We start from the raw sequence: 17,059 nt of genomic DNA, 5'->3' as shown, positions 1-17,059 counted from the left end.
CCACACGGCGCCGTACGGCGTAGCCCCGCGGCGCGGTGTGTGTGCCCACCCCTCCTCGGGCACACACCGCGCCGGTCTGCCGCCCTCGGGAGGGCGCCCCCAGGAGGCGCCCCCGAGGGGCGCCCCGGGAAGCCCCCGGGGGGCCCGTCACGCCGCGTGCAGGGCCAGCGTCGGGGAGAGGCGGGCCGCGCGGACCGCGGGGTAGAGGCCCGCCAGGGTGCCGATGACCAGCGTGGCTCCGAAGCCGCCGCCGACCGCCCACAGCGGTACGACCCACGGCAGCCCGTCGAGGTGTGCGAACACCCCCGTCGCCGCCGCCCCGAGGGCGACGCCGGCCACGCCGCCGAGGCCGGAGAGCAGCAGTGACTCCGTCACGAACTGGATGCGGATCTGCCCCCGTGCCGCGCCCAGCGAGCGCCGCAGCCCGATCTCGTAGCGTCTCTCCAGCACCGAGATGATCATGGTGTTGGCGACGCCGACGCCGCCCACCAGGAGCGCGATGCCGCCGAGTCCGAGCAGCAGGCTGCTGAACGCGCCCTCCGTCGCCGCCCGTGCCTGAAGCTTCGCGGAGGGGTCGGTGACCTTGATGTTCTGCGGGTTCTCCGGGTCGACCGTGGCCGCGAGGAGGTCGCGTACGTCGCTTACGGAGTCGTCCGTGGAGCGCTCGTACACCGAGGTGGGGTGGCCGTCGAAGGAGAGGAGCCGTTCGGCGGCGGACCAGCCGACGAGGGCGGACCGTTCGAGCTCCGGGGCCAGCGGCAGCGGGTCGAGGATGCCGACGACGGTGAAGTACCGGTCGCCGAGCCACACCTGCTGCCCCGCCTTGCCGATCCCGAGCCGCTGCGCGGAGACGTGGCCGAGGACGACGGACGGGTAGCGGCCGTTGGCCTCGTTGAGCCAGGTGCCGCTGGCCGTCTTTCCGCGTACGACCTTCAGCAGCCCCTGCGTCGCGGCCTGTACGGCGATGCCGCCGCTCTCGTCCTCCGGGATCTTCTCGTTGCGGCGTACGGTCGCGTCGACCGAGCCGGTCGCGCCCGCCTGTTCGACCCCGTCGACACGGCTGACCATGCCGACGGCGTTACGGGACAGCTTGACGTCCTCGCCGGAGAACATCGACTCGCCCGGCGACACCACCAGCATGTTGGTGCCGAGCCGGTCGAGCCGCCGCATCAGCTGCTCCTGGCTGGAGGCGGACACGCCCACCACCGAGATCATGGTGGCGATGCCGATGGCGATGCCCAGCGCGGAGAGGACGACGCGCAACGGGCGGCTGCGCAGACCGCCGGAGCCGACGTGCAGGACGTCGCGCGGGCTGAGCCGGGCGGGGGAGAGCCTGCGGCCGGGCGAACGGGAGGACTTGCGGCCCGCGAACACGCGGCGCCCCGCGATACGGGGACCCTCGTTGCGGCGCCCCATCACGCGCCCGCCCACGCGTCGTCCGGCACAGGCGCAACCGCCCGTACCCCACCCCGTACGGGCCCCGTCACGGGCCCCGTCACGTCCCCGACCACCGCGCCGTCCCGCAGCCGTACGCGCCGCGGCAGCTGGTCCGCGACCTCCGCGTCGTGCGTGATGACCGCGATCGTCGCGCCCGACTCGCTCAGGTCGTGCAGGATCGCCATGACGGACTCGCCGGACGCGGAGTCGAGCGCGCCGGTCGGCTCGTCCGCGAGCAGCAGTTCGGGTTCGCCGACGACGGCCCGTGCGATGGCGACGCGCTGCTTCTGCCCGCCGGACAGTTCGTGCGGCCGGTGCCGTGCGCGGTCGGCGAGGCCGACGCGTTCGAGCGCCTCGGCGGCGCGCCGGCGCCGTACGGCCCGTGGCAGGTCGGAGTACAGCAGCCCCTCCGCCACGTTGTCCTGCGCGCTGACGCCCGGCACCAGGTGGAACGCCTGGAAGACGAAGCCCACGTGCCGGGCCCGCAGCGCGGACAGTTCGCGGTCGGACAGCGCCGCCACATCGAACCCGGCGATCTCGACCGACCCGGACGTGGGCCGGTCGAGCGTGCCGACGATGTGCAGCAGCGTGGACTTCCCCGAGCCCGACGGCCCGACGATGCCCACCAACTCGCCCTCCTCGATACCGAGATCGACGTCGCGCAGCGCCGTGACGCCGCCCGCGTACTCCTTCGTGACCCCCGTGAGGCCGACGACCCGCGTCATAGTTCCGGCACCCCGACCTTCGTGCCCTCGCTCAGCCCGCCGCCGCCGACCTCGACGCGGCCCTGGGCGAAGAGGCCCGGTTCGACCCGTACGTCGCGAGCCTTGCCGTGCTCCACGACCTGTACGCCGAAGCCGCCGCCGGGCAATGCCAGCAGCGCCTCGACGGGCACGGTCAGCACGTCCTTGCGGGTCTCGCCGCGCAACTCCACCGTCACGGGCGCCTTGTCGAGCGCGTCCGCCTTCTCCGGTTCGTCCAGCGAGACGGTGACGCTGATCTTGGGCGAGTCGTCCTCGGGGTTCTCGCCGTCCGGCTTGGCGGAAGTGCCGACCGTACGGATCTCGCCGGCCGCCGAACTGCCGTCCGGCAGCGTGACGGTGACCTTGTCGCCCTTCTTCGCGGAGCCGCTCTCGCTGACGTCGAGCTTCATGGTGACGACGCGTTCGGAGCCGGTCGTGGTCAGCACGGGCTGGCCGGGCGCCGCCTGGTCGCCGACGGAGCGGGCCGCGCTCTCGACGCGTACGGCGTCCGGCGCGAACGCGACGTGCTCCGGGCCGACGGTGCCGGTCTCCTTGTCGCCGTTGGCCTCCTGCCAGCGCTCGACGGCGTCGGCGGTGAGGTCCGTGTACTCGTCGTCGACGGTGAAGCCGGTGTAGCCGAGGGCGGCGAGGTTCTTCTCGAACTGCCGTACGTCGTCGCCCTCGACGCCGTCCTTCAGCGTCCGGTACATGGGCTGGGAGCCGTACATCAGCCGTACGGAGCGGCCGTTGACGGCGTACAGCTCACCGTTCCGCTTGATCACCGAACCGGCCTTGGGCGCCCAGGTCAGGGTGCCCGCGGCGGCGGCGTTGATCTTCCGCTCGCCCGCGTGGCCGATGGTGCCGTCCGCCTGCACGCTCTCGCTCAGGTCACCCCGTTCGACGGCGGCGGTGTCCGGGGGCAGGCCGCTGTCGCGGGTGGTGCCGCCGCCGTCGGAGGAGTTGAGGGTGGCGAACGCGGTGGTGCCGCCCGCCACGGCCAGCACCGTCAGCACGGCGGCCAGTACGGTGCCGCGCTTCACCGGAATTCGCCCCCGCACGCCTTGTTGGCCTTCTCGAACTTCTTCTTCTCGGCCGCCGTCTTCGGCGCCGGCATGGCGCGGGCCGCGCCCTCCTCGAACTTGGGGTCGGGCATGTTCCAGCCGTTCTCACGCATGCACTTGGCGAACTTGATCGCCTTGTCCTTGTCGGCCTGCGACGGCTCGCCGCCGGGGCCGCCGTTCGGCGCCTTGTCCTTGCACGCCTTGAACGCCTTCTCCATCGTCGCCTTGTTGCCGCCGTCGACGGTGACGGCCTCCTTCTTCTTGCCCGGCTTGGGCTCGGAGATGTCCATGCCGTTGTCGCGGAGGCACTTGCGATAGGCCACTGCCTTGTCCTCGTCGGTCTTGCCGGTGTCCGAGGCCGCGGCGTCGTCCTTGCCGTCGGACCCGTCGCCGTCGGAACACGCCGTACCGGCCAGGACCAGCACGACCACACAGGCCGCGACGGCGGCGGCGCGGCGCCTCGTACCCGGGCGGTGCCCCGTGACCGGGCCCCGGCGCGGGCTCTCCGGCTCGGCACGCTCGGCATGCTCGGCATGCTTCAAGGCCGTCTCCGCTGTTGACTTCTGCACGGCGGTCTCCTCGTCCTGTCACTCGTCCTGTGACGGTGGGGTGCGGTGAACGCGAACGCCGTGACCGTCCCGCAGAGCCGCCTTTCGTTTCTCTCAGCAAATCCGTTTACGCCGACGAAACCCCCCGCTCCGGTACACAGGTGCCCATGCGCGTACTGCTGGTGGAGGACGAGGAGTTCCTGGCCGAGATGATCGCCGAGGGGCTGCGGCGCGACGCCGTCGCCGTGGACGTGGCGTACGACGGCCAGGCCGCCCTGCGCAAGCTCCAGTTCGGCGCGTACGACGTCCTCGTCCTCGACCGCGACCTGCCGCTGGTGCACGGCGACGAGGTGTGCCGCCGGGTCGTACGGCAGCGGCTGCTCACCCGCATCCTGATGCTGACCGCGGCCGGCGACGTACGGGACCGGGTGGCCGGCCTGGGCCTGGGCGCCGACGACTACCTCAGCAAGCCGTTCGCGTACGACGAGCTGCTGGCCCGCGTCCTCGCCCTCGGGCGGCGCGCGCAGCCGGCGCTGCCGCCCGTACTGGAGCGGGCCGGGCTGGTGCTGGACACCGCACGGCGCCAGGTCAGCCGGGACGGCCGCTATCTCGCGCTGTCGCGCAAGGAGTTCGCCGTGCTGGAGTCGCTGCTGCGGGCGGAGGGCGCGGTGGTCAGCGGTGAGGATCTGATCGAGCAGGTGTGGGAGGAGGACACCAGCTACCGCACGAACGCCGTACGCGTCACGCTCTCCAAGCTCCGCGCGAAGCTCGGCGACCCGCCGGTCATCGAGACGGTGCCGGGCTCGGGGTACCGGCTCGTGGCGGGCCCGGGGCCGCGTACGGGCACCGAGCCCCGTACGGGCAGCGAACCTCGTACGGACGCGGAAATCCGTACGGACGCGGCACCCCGTACGGACGGAGCCCCCCGGTGAACAGCGAACGCGCCCGCCTCACCGCCCTCTACACCGGCCTGCTCGTCCTCGCCGGCACCCTGCTCACGGGTCTCGTCTACGTCCTCCTGCGGCAGAGCCTCGACGCGCGCATCGGGAACGCGGTCCGCGCCGTGCCGGGCACGGCGTACAACCCGGACTGGGGCCGGACTGGAGACCGTACGGAGGGCAGTACGGACGTCGCCCCCGCACAGCCGCTGCCCACCAACCCGTCGGACACGGCCGAGATGGCGGTGGCCAAGGTGAGCGACGTCGCCGGCGAGGCCGCGCTGAACCGGCTGCTGGCCGTCTCCGGCGTCTCCCTCGCCGTCTTCGCGCTCGTCTCCGCCGCGCTGGCCTGGTGGATGGCGGGCCGCGTCCTGCGCCCCGTCGGCGTCATCACGGCCAGGGCCCGGCAGCTGTCGGGCGCCAACCTGCACGAACGGCTCGCCCTCAAGTCACGCGGCGGCGAACTCAAGGAACTCGCCGACACCTTCGACCAGATGCTCGACCGCATCGAGCACCTCGTCGCGGCCCGCCAGCGCTTCGCGGCCAACGCCGCACACGAACTCCGCACCTCGCTCGCCGTCCAGCGCGCCGCCGCCGAGATCGGCCTCGCGGACGATCCGCCGCCGGAGAAGGTCGCCCGTATGCGGCGCAAACTGATCGAGAACGCCGACGGCAGCGAGCGCCTCATCGAGGCCCTCCTGCTGCTCGCCGTCTCCGACCGGCAGTTGCAGCGCCGCGAGAAGGTCGCCCTGCACGACATCGCCGACCGCTGCGCGGACGACCTGCGCGACGAAGCGGCACGGCGCTCGCTCACGCTGCACGTGGACGCGGCGGAGCCGCTGTACGTGGAGGGCGACCCGGTCCTCCTCCAGCACACCGTCCACAACCTCGCCTCCAACGGCCTCCGCTACAACCACCCCGGCGGCACCGTCCGCGTACGCGTCGACACGTACGGCCTGGAGGTCGCCAACACGGGCCCGGTGGTGCCGTTCGGGGACGTGCCGCTGCTGTTCGAGCCGTTCCGCCGCGCCGAGGAACGCGGCCACCGCCGCGACCCGTCGGACGGCGGCGCGGGTCTGGGCCTCTCGATCGTCGCGTCGATAGCCCGCGCCCACAACGCGACCACGCACGCCACGGCAAACCCGGAAGGCGGCCTCACCATCCGCGTACGCTTCCCGCCCGCGGCAGCACACGGCGGCCCCTGAACCGGCCTCTGTCGCGAACGGAGTTCGCCGGGGCGGCTTCACGCCGCGCCGCGACGGCCGACAGAATGGCGCGATGATCCGTACCCCCCACACGACGGCGCTGGCCTGCGCCTGCGCCGTGGCCGCCGCCCTGCTGTCCGGCTGCACTTCGGACAGCGACCCCGCCCCGGACCGCCCCTCCGCCTCCGATTCCGAAACCCCCGGCCCGACCGCCACCTCGACCACCGCGCCCGACAAGGCGGTCCGGCTCGCGGACCGCTACCGGGAGTCGGGCGGGGCGAAGGACGTGTACGCGATCCTGCGCGGCTCCGGGCCCGGCGGCGCCGAGCAGCTGACGGTGTGGACGCGCGACAAGAACGAGGACGCCGAGGTGTTCGACGCTCTCAAGGACTCGATCACCGGCTTCCTGCACGAGCAGGGTGACCCGCCGGAAGAGGACTACGTGCTGGACGTGTTCGGCCCGGACGGCTCACTGCTGCACCGCCTCGACGCCCGCGTGTGACCCCCGCGTACGGAAAGCCCGTACAGCACCCCGGCCGCCGTACGGTCCGCCGGCCTGACCCCCTGTACCGGCGGGCCAGGCTGCCGACCGCCTCGGGTCCGCCCCGGGCCCGAGGCGGCTACGCGTTCGCGAGCCGGACCACCGCGCGGCCGGACTCCGGGTCGCGTTCCAGCACCACGTACCGGCCGAGGGTGGCGAGGGCGACGAGGCAGGCGCTCATCTCCAGGCCCTCCTCCACGATCGTGCCGAGCATGAGCGCGGTGCTGTAGTCGTTCGAGTGCGCCCAGCCGTTGAACGCCTCGGTCAGCAGTGCACCGCCCAGATACACCGCCAGCGCGGCCAGCAGCCCGAACCGCAGGTCGCGCGGGAGCTTACGGGCCCACAGCACGGCGCACACGGTGCCCGCCACCGCGAGGACCGCGCCGGGCAGGACCCAGGCGTGCGTGGGGAGCGAGACCCCGGCCCACTCCTTCCACGACTTGCCGACCTCGCCGAGGCGTTCGTGCAGCGAGGCCGACTCGTCCATGCTGAGCAGCGCCGTCGCGGCGGCGAGGGCCAGCCACGACAGCCGGCCGGGGCGCGCGCCGCGCCCGCTGAGCAGCGCGGCGGTCAGTGCCGTGCCCGCGACGGCCAGCAGGAGTGTGCTGTTCCACCACGTCGGCAGGTTGGCCTCGACGTCGACGTTCACGAAGCGGCGGATGGTCGGGATCGCGTCGTAGCGGTTGTAGCCGCGCGTGGCGAGGTCGGTGACGAGCAGGGCCGCGGTGGCACCCGCGGCGAGCCGCAGGACGACGCGGCGGGCCGGTGGTCTCGCGAGCTCACCCCCGGCAGGTCGGTTGGGGGGTTGAGGATCGGTCATGCATGCGGAGGCTAGCGGTTCGATCAGCGGACGAACTGCCCGGGGTACCCCGTATGGTGCCCTTCCGTCAGACCCCCCGCGAGCGCGCGTACGCGATGAACCGGACTAGGCGCCTCCGCATAAGTGCCGGATAAAACTCCCCGTTACAGATGAGAAACGCTCTCATTCTCAATTAAGCGAGACCTCATCGGAAAAGGTATCGGCGGCACGTGCCGCTCGCCTAACGTCTTCTGTGTCGCCATCGAAAGCACAGCACGGAGGCGTACGGGAATGCGTTACGCATTCATCTCCCGGGCCACGCCCGGGAATTCCGGAAAACCGAAGAACGCGAGCAACACCGAGAGAGGGAGAACACCATGAGCGCCCGTAAGACCATCGCCATCACCAAGACGCGCAGGGGCATCGCCATCGGCAAGCCGGGCAAGGGCGGCCACGCCCGGCCGGCGGAGCCCGCCCGCCCGGCGCAGCCCGGCTGCTGGAAGCCGGCCCGCCCCATCGGCGGCTGCTGACATCCACACCTACCGGAGGCGGGCCCAGTGGGGGGCCCGCCTCCGGGCGCGCGCGGGCACGGGATTCAGGGACGGCACGGAAGAGGAGTGGCGCGGTGTCTCCGTACGAGGACGAGCCGACGGTACGGCTGCGGGCTTTCACACCCGTACCGAAATTTCCCGTGCCGCCCAATCCCGCACCGGAATTCGCGGGCGGGGAAAAGAAGGACGGCTCCTCGGCCAGCGCGTCCGCACGCCACGCGTTCCGTGCTTTCTGGCCGATGACCGAGGGCGACCGGCTCTGGCTGGTGCTGATCTGCCTGTGCGTCGTGGTCGCCGCCCTCGCGGAGACCGGCGCCGTCCTCCTCTTCGGCCAACTGGCCGACAACGCCCTGCAGAAGGGGTCGGTCAGCGCGTTCTGGGGACCGGCCGCGCAGTGGCTGGGAATGGCGGTCTTCGGCGCCCTCGTCGGCTACGCCGGGAACTCCGCCGCGGTATGGGTCGCCGAACGGTTCGTGATGCGGCTGCGGGCCCGCGTCTTCGGCCACGTACAGGCGCTGCCGCCGCACTTCTTCCAGCGCCACCGCCAGGGCGACCTCGTGGAACGCCTCACCGGCGACGTCGAGGCCATCGAGCAGATGGTCGTCTCCGGGGTCGTCCAGACCGTGTCGGCGCTGTTCAGCACGGTCTTCTTCTTCGGCGCCGCGCTCTTCCTGCGCTGGGACCTGGCCCTCGCCACGTTCGTGCTTGCGCCGCTGTTCTGGCTGGCCGCCCGGCAGTTCGCCACCCGTATCAAGACCGCGGCCCGGCAGGAGCGCGTCGCCGACGGGGCGATCACCTCCGTCGTCGAGGAGTCGCTGGGCAACATAGTGCTGACCCAGGCGTACAACCGGCAGCGCGACGAGGAGCAGCGGCTGAGCACCGAGGCCGGCGCCTGGATGCGCGCGTCCGTACGCGGGAACCGGCTGAGCGAGATGTACGAGCAGCTGGTCGAGGTCATGGAGACCGTGTGCGTTCTGGCCATCATCGGGCTCGGCGCGTGGGAGATCTCCGCTGGCCGGATGACGCTCGGGCAGCTGCTGTCCTTCGCCGCGTTCCTCGGCTATCTCTTCCCGCCGATACGGCAGTTGGGCCAGCTCGGGCTCGTCGTCACCGCCGCCACCGCGGGAGCCGAGCGGCTGCTGGAGATCCTCGCCGCGAAGCCCGCCGTCACCGACCCGCCGGGCGCCGGGCGCCCGCCCCACGGGATACGCGGCGTGGTGGAGTTCGACCGGGTCTCGTTCCGCTACCCCGGCCCCGACGGGAGCTCGGACGAAGCGGTGCGCGCCCCCGGTCTCGACCGCGCGCCCGGCCCCGGCCCCAGCCCCGACCGCGCCCCGTACGCCCTCCGCGACGTCTCCTTCACCGCGCGCCCCGGGGAGCTGATCCTGCTCACCGGGCCCAGCGGCGCCGGCAAGTCGACCGTCTCCAAGCTCCTGCCCCGCTTCTACGACCCGGCCGCCGGCGACATCCGGCTCGACGGGATACGGCTGGACGCCCTCCCGCTGGAGTTCCTGCGCGAGCGCGTCACGCTCCTCCCCCAGGAGACGCTCGTCCTGCACGGCACCATCCGCGAGAACATCGCCTGCGGACGGCCGGGCGGGACCGCGACCGACGACGAGATCCGCCGGGCCGCCCGCGACGCCGCCGCCCACGACTTCATCGCCGCGCTCCCCGACGGCTACGCCACCCATATCGCCCCGGGCACCGCCCAGTTGTCCGGCGGCCAGCTCCAGCGCATCGCCATCGCCCGTGCCCTGCTGCGCGACTCCCCCGTACTGGTCCTGGACGAGCCGACGGCAGGCCTCGACGCCGTCGCCGCCCGCCAGGTGATCGCGCCGCTGCGGCACCTGATGCACGGGCGTACGACGCTGCTCATCACGCACGATCTGCACGTGGCCCCGGACGCGGACCGCATCCTCGTACTCGACGGGGGCCGCCTGGTGGAGTCGGGCCGCCACGCGGAACTGCTGGCGCGGGGCGGCACGTACGCGCGGCTCTACGGCGACGGCGCGGGCCGCCGGTTGGCCGTCCCGTGAGGCGCCGGGCGGGGCGCCGCGTGAGGCGCCTCACGGGGCGCCGCCGCCTGAGAGAGGGGCAGCCGCCGCAGGCGGTACCCGACCCGCGGCACCGTCTCCACCACCACCGGCTTCCCGAGCTTGGCCCGCAGTCTGCTGACGGTGATCCGTACGGCGTTGCTCCGGGCGCCCACTTCCCCGTTCCACACACGGGCCACCAGCTCCTCGCCGCTGACCACCGCACCGTCGGCCCGCATCAGCACCTCGAGCACGCCGAACTCCCGGGCGGACAGCAGCACCGGCCGCCCCTCGCGGCTGGCACGGCGGCGCGGCGCGTCCAGTACGAGTCCGGCGTACTCCAGAACGGACGGGCGGGGCGGGTGCGTTGGGTGCGGCGGCCGGGACGGGCGCGGCACGGCGCCGTCGTCACCGACGACCGCCACGGCGTACCCGGCGCGCCGCAGCTCACCGGCCAGCCGCTCGGCGGCCGACTCCCCGCGCCGTACAGGACCGCTCCCGTCGCCGCGGCCCCCGTGATCCCCGTCGCCCGCTGTGTCATCCACGATCAGCACACGCATGGTGCCTGTGTACCGGCAGGGGGGCTTTCGTCGCTGTTTCGCACGACGCCAACCGGCCCGCCGCGGTGACCGGTTGCGGCCTCAGCCGCGCATCTCCATGACACCGGTCCGGTAGGCGAAGACGACCGCCTGCACGCGGTCGCGCAGCTCCAGCTTCGACAGAATGCGGGAGACGTACGTCTTCACCGTCTCATGGCTGATCACCAACTGCTCCGCGATCTCCGCGTTGGACATCCCCGTAGCGATCAGCCGCAGCACCTCGGTCTCGCGCAGCGTCAGTGCGGCGTGCTCCCGCTCGTCCGGCGGCACGGGGCCGCCGGGGCGTATGCGCTCGCCGAAGCGGCCGATCAGGCTGCGGGTCACCGCCGGTGCGAGCAGCGAGTCGCCGGTGGCGACCGTACGCACGGCGTCGACCAGCTCCGCCGGCCGCGCGTTCTTGAGCAGGAACCCGCTGGCCCCGGCGCGCAGGGCCGCGTACACGTACTCGTCGACGTTGAACGTCGTCACCACGAGCACCTTGACCGGGTCGGCGACGTCGGGCCCGGCGAGCAGCCTGGTCGCATCGATGCCGTCCATGCCGGGCATCCGTATGTCCATCACCACGACGTCGGGGCGCAGCCGCCCGGCCTTCTCGACCGCCTCGCCTCCGTCCTCGGCCTCGCCGACCACTTCGACGTCGGGCTCCGAGCCGAGAATGGTGACGTAACCGGCCCGCACGAGCTGCTGGTCCTCACAGATCAGCACACGTATCGGCTCACTCACACCGCACCTCCGACCGAATTCGGGGCCCGCCGGTGAATCCGTCTCCCGTAGCCAGGACGGCCGTCCGCCCTACTGCGCTCCGTTAACCACGCGGGCATCCGATCCGCCCCCGTCCCTCAGGACTTCTTCTGAAGCTCACGGAACTGCCCGATCCATGTGGTGTTCCGCCCGGGCAGACCGTCCTTTCCGTCCCGCACGGTGTACGGACAGAACAGGCTGTTGAGCATCCAGGGCTTCTTCTCGGCGGTCATCTCCACCGTCATCGCCTCGTCCTGGCTCACGCCGTAACCCGCCAGTGCGAGCCGCTCGGTCTTGCGGAACATCTCGACCTGCTCCCGCAGATAGTTCCGCTGCTTGCGGAGCCAGGGAGTCATGGCGAAGAAGTCGCTCCACTGCTCCTGCGTGAAGCGCTCCTGTGTGGCCTCGCGGAGCACCTCCCACACCTGCATGCCCTTGGTCTCCGGGTACTTCTCCGCGAAACCGGCGGCCACCGGGTCCGCCATGTGCTCCTGCCAGTACAGGACGAGCGAGAACTCGGTGGCCAGGAACTTCTGTTCAGGACGCATGCGGGGGAGTACGTAGTCGATGTACTCCTGGGCGCCGGCCAGCGACGACACGTGCGGGTGGATGTCCACTCCGTCGATGCCCTTGGTCTTCTTCACGAAGTCCATCCAGCGCTGTGTGGCGGCCGTCTTCCCGTCCTCCCAGTCGATGTGGTTGAGCGCCCCCATGTAGAGCCTGGTCCCGGTCGCGGAGTGCTTGTCGCGGTACGCGACGACGTGCCGGGCGAGCTTCTCGTAGAACTTGTTGAGGCGGCGGTCGCGGTCTTCCTCGCGGGTCTCGAGGAACGGTTCGTTGCCGATCACCAGGATGTCGATTTTGTTCATGACGGCCGGCAGCACCTTGTCGAGGCGGGCGAACGCCGTTTTCCAGGCTTCGCTGCCCGGCGTCGGAATGGCTTCCCCCTTGTACTGGAACTTCAGCGACAGCGACGTGCCGAGTCCGCGCTCCTTGGCGTCGAGGAGCATTTTGATCTGCGGCTTCCCGGGTATGGAGTCCTTGTCCGCGTCGTCCATGGGGAAGAAACCGCGCAGCCAGGTCGCCGAGACGTCCTCGAGTTCGGCGAAGGTCACCTTGGACGGGTCGCCGTTGAAGTTCGCGCCGAGGACGGCGTCCGCAAGGCGGGGGCCTTCCTCGCGCTTCCCGGATTCCCCGCGCCCGGACTGACTGCCCACCTCCCCCGGCTTGTTCCCTCCGGCGTCCTTCCCACCCGATCCGGAGTCGTCGCTCTGACACCCCGCGGCACCCAGTACGGCCAGCCCGGCGGCCCCGGACACACCGAGCATCCGCCGACGGGACAACGCGCCCTGCCTGGCGGTTCCTGTGCCTTCAGCGCTTTCAGTGCCATCAGTGCTTTCGGCGCTTTCGGCGCTTTCGGTCGAGTGCCTGCCGACGCTGTCCCCCATGAGAGATTTCCCTTCTTTCGCGCCCTGTTTCACCGTTCACGTTCGTGATGTGCGGTCGGAGAGCCACCGGGAGTGGCCTGCCCGGCGCAGCGAGCACTGCTCGGTCGCGCCCGGACTGAGGTGGTCAACCTTTTCGTCAAGGACGCGGAAAAAATGGCGCTGGTTCCCGGCCCCGGCTCGTGGTCCGAGCGAGCCGGCACAACTGCGTACGACTACAAGGCCGTTGGCGCCGGTCAGTCGCTCCCGGAGGGCACGCGGGCGTGGACGACGAAGCCGCCGTCCGGCCGGGCGCCCGCGAGCAGCTCGCCGCCCAGCACGCTCACCCGTTCCCGTAGCCCGTCCAGGCCGCGTCCCCCGCCGCGCGGCCCTGCCGGCCCGCCGGGCCCGCCTGGCTGCCCTTCCGGCCCGTCCGCCACCGCGGCGTCCGGCCCGTCGGTGGTCACCTCGATGTCGGTCTCCTCGAGGCCGTAACGGACCCGCACGGCGGTCTTCCGACCGGGCGCGTACTTGAGCGCGTTGGTCAGCGACTCCTGCACCACCCGGTACGCGGCGAGTTCAACGCCTCCGGAGGCCGGACGCCGTTCGCCCCGCTCGGTCAGCTCGGTCAGCTCGGTCAGCTCCACGGGCTGGCCGGCCGCGCGCGTCTCCTCGACCAGATCGGTCAGACGAGCCGGGACCGACGCGTCTCCGGAGCCGTCGCCGGACGCGTCCAACACACCCAGCAGATGCTGCAGATCGTCCAGGGCGCGGCGGCCGGAATCGCCGATCGTGGTGAGGCCCTCGGCCGCGCGATCGGGCGCCTCGGCCAGCACGACATGCGCCGCGTCGGCCTGCACCACCATCGCGGTGACGTGGTGCGTCACCACGTCGTGCAACTCCCGCGCGATCCGGGCGCGTTCCTGTTCCCTCGCCGCCGCCGCGCCGAGCCGACGCCGTACGGCCTCCCTGGCCTGCCGCACCCGCACCCACGCGCCCGCACCCCAGCACAGGGCGAGCACCACGTAGATCGTGACGAAGTCCGACAGCCGCTGAGGCGAGCCCTTGGCGTGCAGCCCGACGGCGAACAGGACGTACGCACCCGTCGCGGAAGCGGCCGCCACCACGAGCGGACGACCCGCGATCCGAGAACCCGCGCTGTACAGGGCGACGTACAGCCCCACGGTCGCGAACGTCTCCGGACAGCCGAGCAGTTCATGCGCGGCGTACGCGCTCCCCACGACGGCCAGGCAGACCCCGGGCCACCGGCGCCGCACGGCCAGCGGCACCCACAGGGCCACCATGACGAGCACTCCCACGGCGTCGAGCGGCCGCTGCGGCAGATCACCGAACTCGGCGCCGATATGGGCCGTACCCGGCGCGAACACCACCGGGGCGAGCACCGCGGTGAACACGGCGTCGTGCACCAGCACGCCCCGCGCACGCCACCGGACGACCACGGGACGGACAGCCCGCACCAGCGACGCAGCCGCAGCCTCGAACATGCCGCGACGCTAGTCCTCACCCCTCTCCGCCCAGTCTCCGCTGCGCAGGGCCCCCGGCCGTCCAGGGCACATGCGAAGGGCCCCTCGCTATGCAGGCGGAAATCGTCGTGCTCGGGCTGATGACACGAGCACCCTTTGCCGTGACCGCCACGGGGCTCGTCACCGCCCTCACGCTCACGGCCTGCGGTAGCTCCGAGAGCCCGGACGACGGCGGTTCCGGCGACAGGAAACAGGAGAGCGGAGCGACTACCTGACCAGCGCCCACGGTGCCCCAGGGGAACAGTGAGCTGTCTGTCTGGCACGCGTTGTTGACCATGACTTACCGTCTTGGCTGGCACGCATTCGGTGGGTACTGGCTGACTTGCGAGAGCGGTACCCGGTTGAGCGACTGTCAGGTTCCTGGACTCCCTCTGAGTCCCCGCTCGTTCTGGCACGGCTGTGGCACGCGGACCGACCCTCCCGTTCCGAACGACGAGTGGGGCAGTTGCTGAGACCTGCTTGGCAGATCGGGCGAGTACCTGGAGACGCTAGCGAGGGCTTGCACCGACGTAGGTGTGTAGATGGGGAATCGATTCCTCGGCGCCATGCCCGCGGCGCTGCCAGTGCCACCCCGATGATACCCGTACACGGGAGCAGATACGTGCCGCCTTCGGGGGCCCACAAGGTGGTATCTGCCCCTCCGATGGCATGCACTGCGGCAACCTGTACTCAGACGCGGGCGAGCAAGCGGCCTATTGTGACGGCTGGTTGGCTGAGGAAGGCGAGCAAATGTCCACGGAGAAACTGTAGTCCACAGACACGAGACTTCCGTGGGCGGTCGTCGGGACTGCTGCTCGTGTTGCTGTACAGCGGCCCCTATGGACCGCGTGCTGCCCGCGTGCCTCCTCCAACGTGCCCTTCCGCGCCCTCGATGCGCTCTTCCCCAGCACATCGGCCCCATCGCATGGTTTCAGTCATGGCCTGGCCGGCTCAGCGGTGGAGAGGGAGGGCGCATGGGCTCAGTGAGTCAATGGGCGAACGACATCTTCGGCGAACTTGCGCGAGAGCTGACAGACATCATTCCGGCCTGCCTCCTGCGTGCTCACGACCGCGCACGTGATGGTCATGAGGGGGTCCACACCCAGACGCTTGAGGCATACGGGCATGGCCTGTACGCCGCACAGTACGAAGAGCTAGCGCGGGGCCTCGATCCGTATGGAGAGCCGCTGAGCCTGCGTGGTCGTACCGTCATGTTGGTGAAGGGACGTGTGCTCTATCCCTTGCGCTACGCCAAGCGAGATGTACCTGTGACGACCGCCCGTCTGCGCAACGCTTTTGGGCTTCGTGCAGAGCTGATCCGGCAGCTTGGACCTGAACCAATGCAACAGGAGCTCGACCTGGGACTGGAGGGGCCGCAAGAGTCCAAGACTCTTCCGGAGCTCCTGACACAGCCTGGGGTGCAGGGGCTCGTCCTTTTGGCCTATGCCTGTTCAAAGGAACAGGGAGTGATGCGTGCGGAGTGGGGTATAGCCGAACTTCCCCGTGGCGGTCGGGACCTTCTCTGGCACGACCATCACCCCCTCTTGTCGAGGCAAAAGTAGTCATGTGGCATGAGCTTGGGAATCCCCGTGCCATGAAGCCCAGCAGGTGCCTTCCTCGCGTAGCGACTCGGGAGCCGACGTCGGTAGGTTGGAAAGTTGCGAACAATCCTTCGACGGAAGGAAGTTGAGATGTCAGCACCATGTCGGGATTGCGGCGCCGACACCGAAAGGTGCCGCGCCTGCGACGGAACCGGTGAGGGACTCTTGATTGGAGATTGCGGAAGGTGCGAGGGCACGGGTCTGCTGTGCAGGCGGGACCCGAAGCACCACGTCTGACTTGCACCTCCATGTCCGGCACGACCCCAGCCATCGATAGCGCCGCCCGCGCTCTAGGTGGTGCTCAGGGGCCGCGTCCCAGCGCAGTCATCAAACGGGCAGTCCTCGCCTATTCGGACGATTCCCCCCGTTACCCGCTACCTCAAGGCGTTCCGCACGCGCGAGGCTCAGTCCGTGGCCGGAGGGCGGCCGGTGATCTCTGGCAGAACACGCACGGGCTGGCCTTCACGACGAAGTACGGCACGCCGATCGAGCCGGGCAACCTGTCCCGCATGTTCGCGCTGCGGGCCCGCCGAGCCGGACTCCGCGTGATCCCGGTGCGGAACACCCGGCACGCGTGCAGCTCGCTCCTGGTCGCGCTCGGGGTCCACCCGAAGGTGGCACAGCACATCCTCCGGCACTCTGGGATCGCCATGGACGGTACGGCTGCCGATGGCTGAGCCGGTTGCTGTACTTCGCTGCTGTACGGCACGAAAGAGCCCCGCTCCGAGAATCGGAGCGGGGCTCTCACCTGTGCGCGCTCGGCAGGATTCGAACCTGCAACCTTCTGATCCGTAGTCAGATGCTCTATCCGTTAAGCTACGAGCGCCTGCGTGCGGTGCGGGAACAACATTACATGACCCTTGGCCGCAGGTGAAATCCATTAGCCATATGCTGTCTGACCTGCGCAGATGCCCTTCTCGGGGCCGCACGCGGCAGTATCCCGCGCGGTCACGCGCGAGCGCGAACAGGCGCGGAAGCGGACATGGAACGGCGGAAGCCCCAGCCGGGTCGGCCGGGGCTTCGGGTGATCCTTGGGATCAAGCGGAGGCTGAGGGATTTGAACCCTCGATGGGGGGTTATCCCCAAACCGCATTAGCAGTGCGGCGCCATAGACCAGACTAGGCGAAGCCTCCAGGCACACTCGTGCTGCCGTGAAGTGTGCGTCCAGATGATGGCACAGCACCGTGGGCTGTCACCAATCGCCCCCTACGTTACTAGGCCGCCGGACAGCCCGGCAAAGCCTTTGCCCGGAGAGCTCGGGAGCACCCGCGCAAGCACCCGCCGAAGCGCCCCGCGCGCACCGCACCCGTGCCGC

At 70.8% G+C, this 17,059-nt stretch carries 15 protein-coding genes, 2 tRNA genes and 1 pseudogene; 7 read left to right on the top strand and 11 right to left on the bottom strand.

The genetic code is table 11. The annotated features are described in order from the left end of the window. Positions 1-147: 147 nt before the first annotated feature. From DVA86_RS28990 to DVA86_RS28975, 4 genes are read right to left on the bottom strand one after another with little or no spacing between them, the layout of a single operon-like run. The gene (locus DVA86_RS28990; protein WP_208885318.1) at positions 148-1,416 is read right to left on the bottom strand and encodes an ABC transporter permease; all 1,269 of its coding nucleotides are present in this window, start codon (positions 1,414-1,416) and stop codon (positions 148-150) included. After that, complete coding sequence (locus DVA86_RS28985; protein WP_208882744.1) at positions 1,416-2,162, bottom strand: ABC transporter ATP-binding protein; 747 nt, start codon at positions 2,160-2,162, stop codon at positions 1,416-1,418. The genes DVA86_RS28990 and DVA86_RS28985 overlap by 1 nt, the downstream gene beginning before the upstream one ends. Then, positions 2,159-3,238 (bottom strand): peptidoglycan-binding protein, encoded by a 1,080-nt coding sequence (locus tag DVA86_RS28980; protein WP_245997317.1) that lies wholly within the window; start codon positions 3,236-3,238, stop codon positions 2,159-2,161. Before DVA86_RS28980 ends, DVA86_RS28985 begins: the two co-directional genes overlap by 4 nt. Next, on the bottom strand, positions 3,217-3,810 hold the full coding sequence (locus tag DVA86_RS28975) for a hypothetical protein (protein ID WP_245997314.1): 594 nt from the start codon (positions 3,808-3,810) through the stop codon (positions 3,217-3,219). Before DVA86_RS28975 ends, DVA86_RS28980 begins: the two co-directional genes overlap by 22 nt. 146 nt (positions 3,811-3,956) lie before the next feature. Between DVA86_RS28975 and DVA86_RS28970 the strand changes: the two genes are divergently transcribed. The 3 genes from DVA86_RS28970 (at position 3,957) to DVA86_RS28960 (ending at position 6,434) form a co-directional block, all read left to right on the top strand. After that, positions 3,957-4,721 (top strand): response regulator transcription factor, encoded by a 765-nt coding sequence (locus DVA86_RS28970; RefSeq protein ID WP_208882742.1) that lies wholly within the window; start codon positions 3,957-3,959, stop codon positions 4,719-4,721. Further along, a complete protein-coding gene (locus DVA86_RS28965) occupies positions 4,718-5,932 on the top strand; it encodes a sensor histidine kinase (protein WP_208882740.1) in 1,215 nt (404 codons plus the stop codon). Before DVA86_RS28970 ends, DVA86_RS28965 begins: the two co-directional genes overlap by 4 nt. A 73-nt stretch (positions 5,933-6,005) precedes the next feature. After that, positions 6,006-6,434, top strand: coding sequence for a hypothetical protein (locus tag DVA86_RS28960; RefSeq protein ID WP_208882739.1), 429 nt, complete (start codon positions 6,006-6,008; stop codon positions 6,432-6,434). Positions 6,435-6,552: 118 nt separating this feature from the next. Here the strand turns inward: DVA86_RS28960 and DVA86_RS28955 are convergent, their stop codons facing one another. Next, positions 6,553-7,293: a hypothetical protein gene (locus tag DVA86_RS28955; RefSeq protein ID WP_208882738.1), complete on the bottom strand. Its 741-nt coding sequence runs from the start codon at positions 7,291-7,293 to the stop codon at positions 6,553-6,555. Between the two features lie 356 nt (positions 7,294-7,649). Here DVA86_RS28955 and DVA86_RS28950 point away from each other — a divergent pair, with 356 nt between their 5' ends. Further along, positions 7,650-7,802, top strand: a complete 153-nt coding sequence (locus DVA86_RS28950; protein WP_208882736.1) for a hypothetical protein — start codon at positions 7,650-7,652, stop codon at positions 7,800-7,802. A 260-nt stretch (positions 7,803-8,062) separates the two neighbouring features. Next, positions 8,063-9,859: an ABC transporter ATP-binding protein gene (locus DVA86_RS28945; protein WP_208885314.1), complete on the top strand. Its 1,797-nt coding sequence runs from the start codon at positions 8,063-8,065 to the stop codon at positions 9,857-9,859. Here the strand turns inward: DVA86_RS28945 and DVA86_RS28940 are convergent. The 4 genes from DVA86_RS28940 to DVA86_RS28925 form a co-directional block, all read right to left on the bottom strand. After that, entirely contained in the window at positions 9,820-10,416 is a 597-nt protein-coding gene (locus DVA86_RS28940) for a winged helix-turn-helix domain-containing protein (RefSeq protein ID WP_208882735.1), read from the bottom strand. The two genes, DVA86_RS28945 and DVA86_RS28940, sit on opposite strands and share 40 nt — an antisense overlap. Positions 10,417-10,497: 81 nt before the next feature. After that, positions 10,498-11,178 (bottom strand): response regulator, encoded by a 681-nt coding sequence (locus tag DVA86_RS28935; protein WP_208882734.1) that lies wholly within the window; start codon positions 11,176-11,178, stop codon positions 10,498-10,500. Between the two features lie 116 nt (positions 11,179-11,294). After that, complete coding sequence (locus DVA86_RS28930) at positions 11,295-12,524, bottom strand: hypothetical protein (RefSeq protein WP_208882732.1); 1,230 nt, start codon at positions 12,522-12,524, stop codon at positions 11,295-11,297. Positions 12,525-12,877: 353 nt separating this feature from the next. Next, positions 12,878-14,125 (bottom strand): sensor histidine kinase, encoded by a 1,248-nt coding sequence (locus tag DVA86_RS28925; protein ID WP_208882730.1) that lies wholly within the window; start codon positions 14,123-14,125, stop codon positions 12,878-12,880. A gap of 992 nt (positions 14,126-15,117) precedes the next feature. Between DVA86_RS28925 and DVA86_RS28920 the strand changes: the two genes are divergently transcribed. Further along, the gene (locus DVA86_RS28920; RefSeq protein ID WP_208882728.1) at positions 15,118-15,705 is read left to right on the top strand and encodes a hypothetical protein; all 588 of its coding nucleotides are present in this window, start codon (positions 15,118-15,120) and stop codon (positions 15,703-15,705) included. Between the two features lie 455 nt (positions 15,706-16,160). Further along, positions 16,161-16,397, top strand: a pseudogene (locus tag DVA86_RS35620) (site-specific integrase); the annotation flags it as partial. Between the two features lie 100 nt (positions 16,398-16,497). On the opposite strand, the gene DVA86_RS28915 reads toward DVA86_RS35620, so the two are convergent. Continuing rightward, a tRNA-Arg gene (locus DVA86_RS28915) sits at positions 16,498-16,570 on the bottom strand. 216 nt (positions 16,571-16,786) lie between these two features. Beyond that, positions 16,787-16,877 (bottom strand) — tRNA-Ser (locus tag DVA86_RS28910). Between the last annotated feature and the right edge of the window lie 182 nt (positions 16,878-17,059).

The sequence above is a fragment of the Streptomyces armeniacus genome (assembly GCF_003355155.1).
Taxonomy (GTDB): Bacteria; Actinomycetota; Actinomycetes; order Streptomycetales; family Streptomycetaceae; genus Streptomyces; species Streptomyces armeniacus.
Note: the sequence above shows the minus strand (reverse complement) of the source record. Positions and strands in the feature narration are given on the sequence as shown.

Bases quoted from the DNA above. Each gene is read 5' to 3' on its own strand.
- DVA86_RS28990 (WP_208885318.1), bottom strand. From the start codon at position 1,416: ATGGGGCGCCGCAACGAGGGTCCCCGTATCGCGGGGCGCCGCGTGTTC.
- DVA86_RS28985 (WP_208882744.1), bottom strand. From the start codon at position 2,162: ATGACGCGGGTCGTCGGCCTCACGGGGGTCACGAAGGAGTACGCGGGC.
- DVA86_RS28970 (WP_208882742.1), top strand. From the start codon at position 3,957: ATGCGCGTACTGCTGGTGGAGGACGAGGAGTTCCTGGCCGAGATGATC.
- DVA86_RS28960 (WP_208882739.1), top strand. From the start codon at position 6,006: ATGATCCGTACCCCCCACACGACGGCGCTGGCCTGCGCCTGCGCCGTG.
- DVA86_RS28955 (WP_208882738.1), bottom strand. From the start codon at position 7,293: ATGACCGATCCTCAACCCCCCAACCGACCTGCCGGGGGTGAGCTCGCG.
- DVA86_RS28950 (WP_208882736.1), top strand. From the start codon at position 7,650: ATGAGCGCCCGTAAGACCATCGCCATCACCAAGACGCGCAGGGGCATC.
- DVA86_RS28945 (WP_208885314.1), top strand. From the start codon at position 8,063: ATGACCGAGGGCGACCGGCTCTGGCTGGTGCTGATCTGCCTGTGCGTC.
- DVA86_RS28940 (WP_208882735.1), bottom strand. From the start codon at position 10,416: ATGCGTGTGCTGATCGTGGATGACACAGCGGGCGACGGGGATCACGGG.
- DVA86_RS28930 (WP_208882732.1), bottom strand. From the start codon at position 12,524: ATGCTCGGTGTGTCCGGGGCCGCCGGGCTGGCCGTACTGGGTGCCGCG.
- DVA86_RS28925 (WP_208882730.1), bottom strand. From the start codon at position 14,125: ATGTTCGAGGCTGCGGCTGCGTCGCTGGTGCGGGCTGTCCGTCCCGTG.
- DVA86_RS28920 (WP_208882728.1), top strand. From the start codon at position 15,118: ATGGGCTCAGTGAGTCAATGGGCGAACGACATCTTCGGCGAACTTGCG.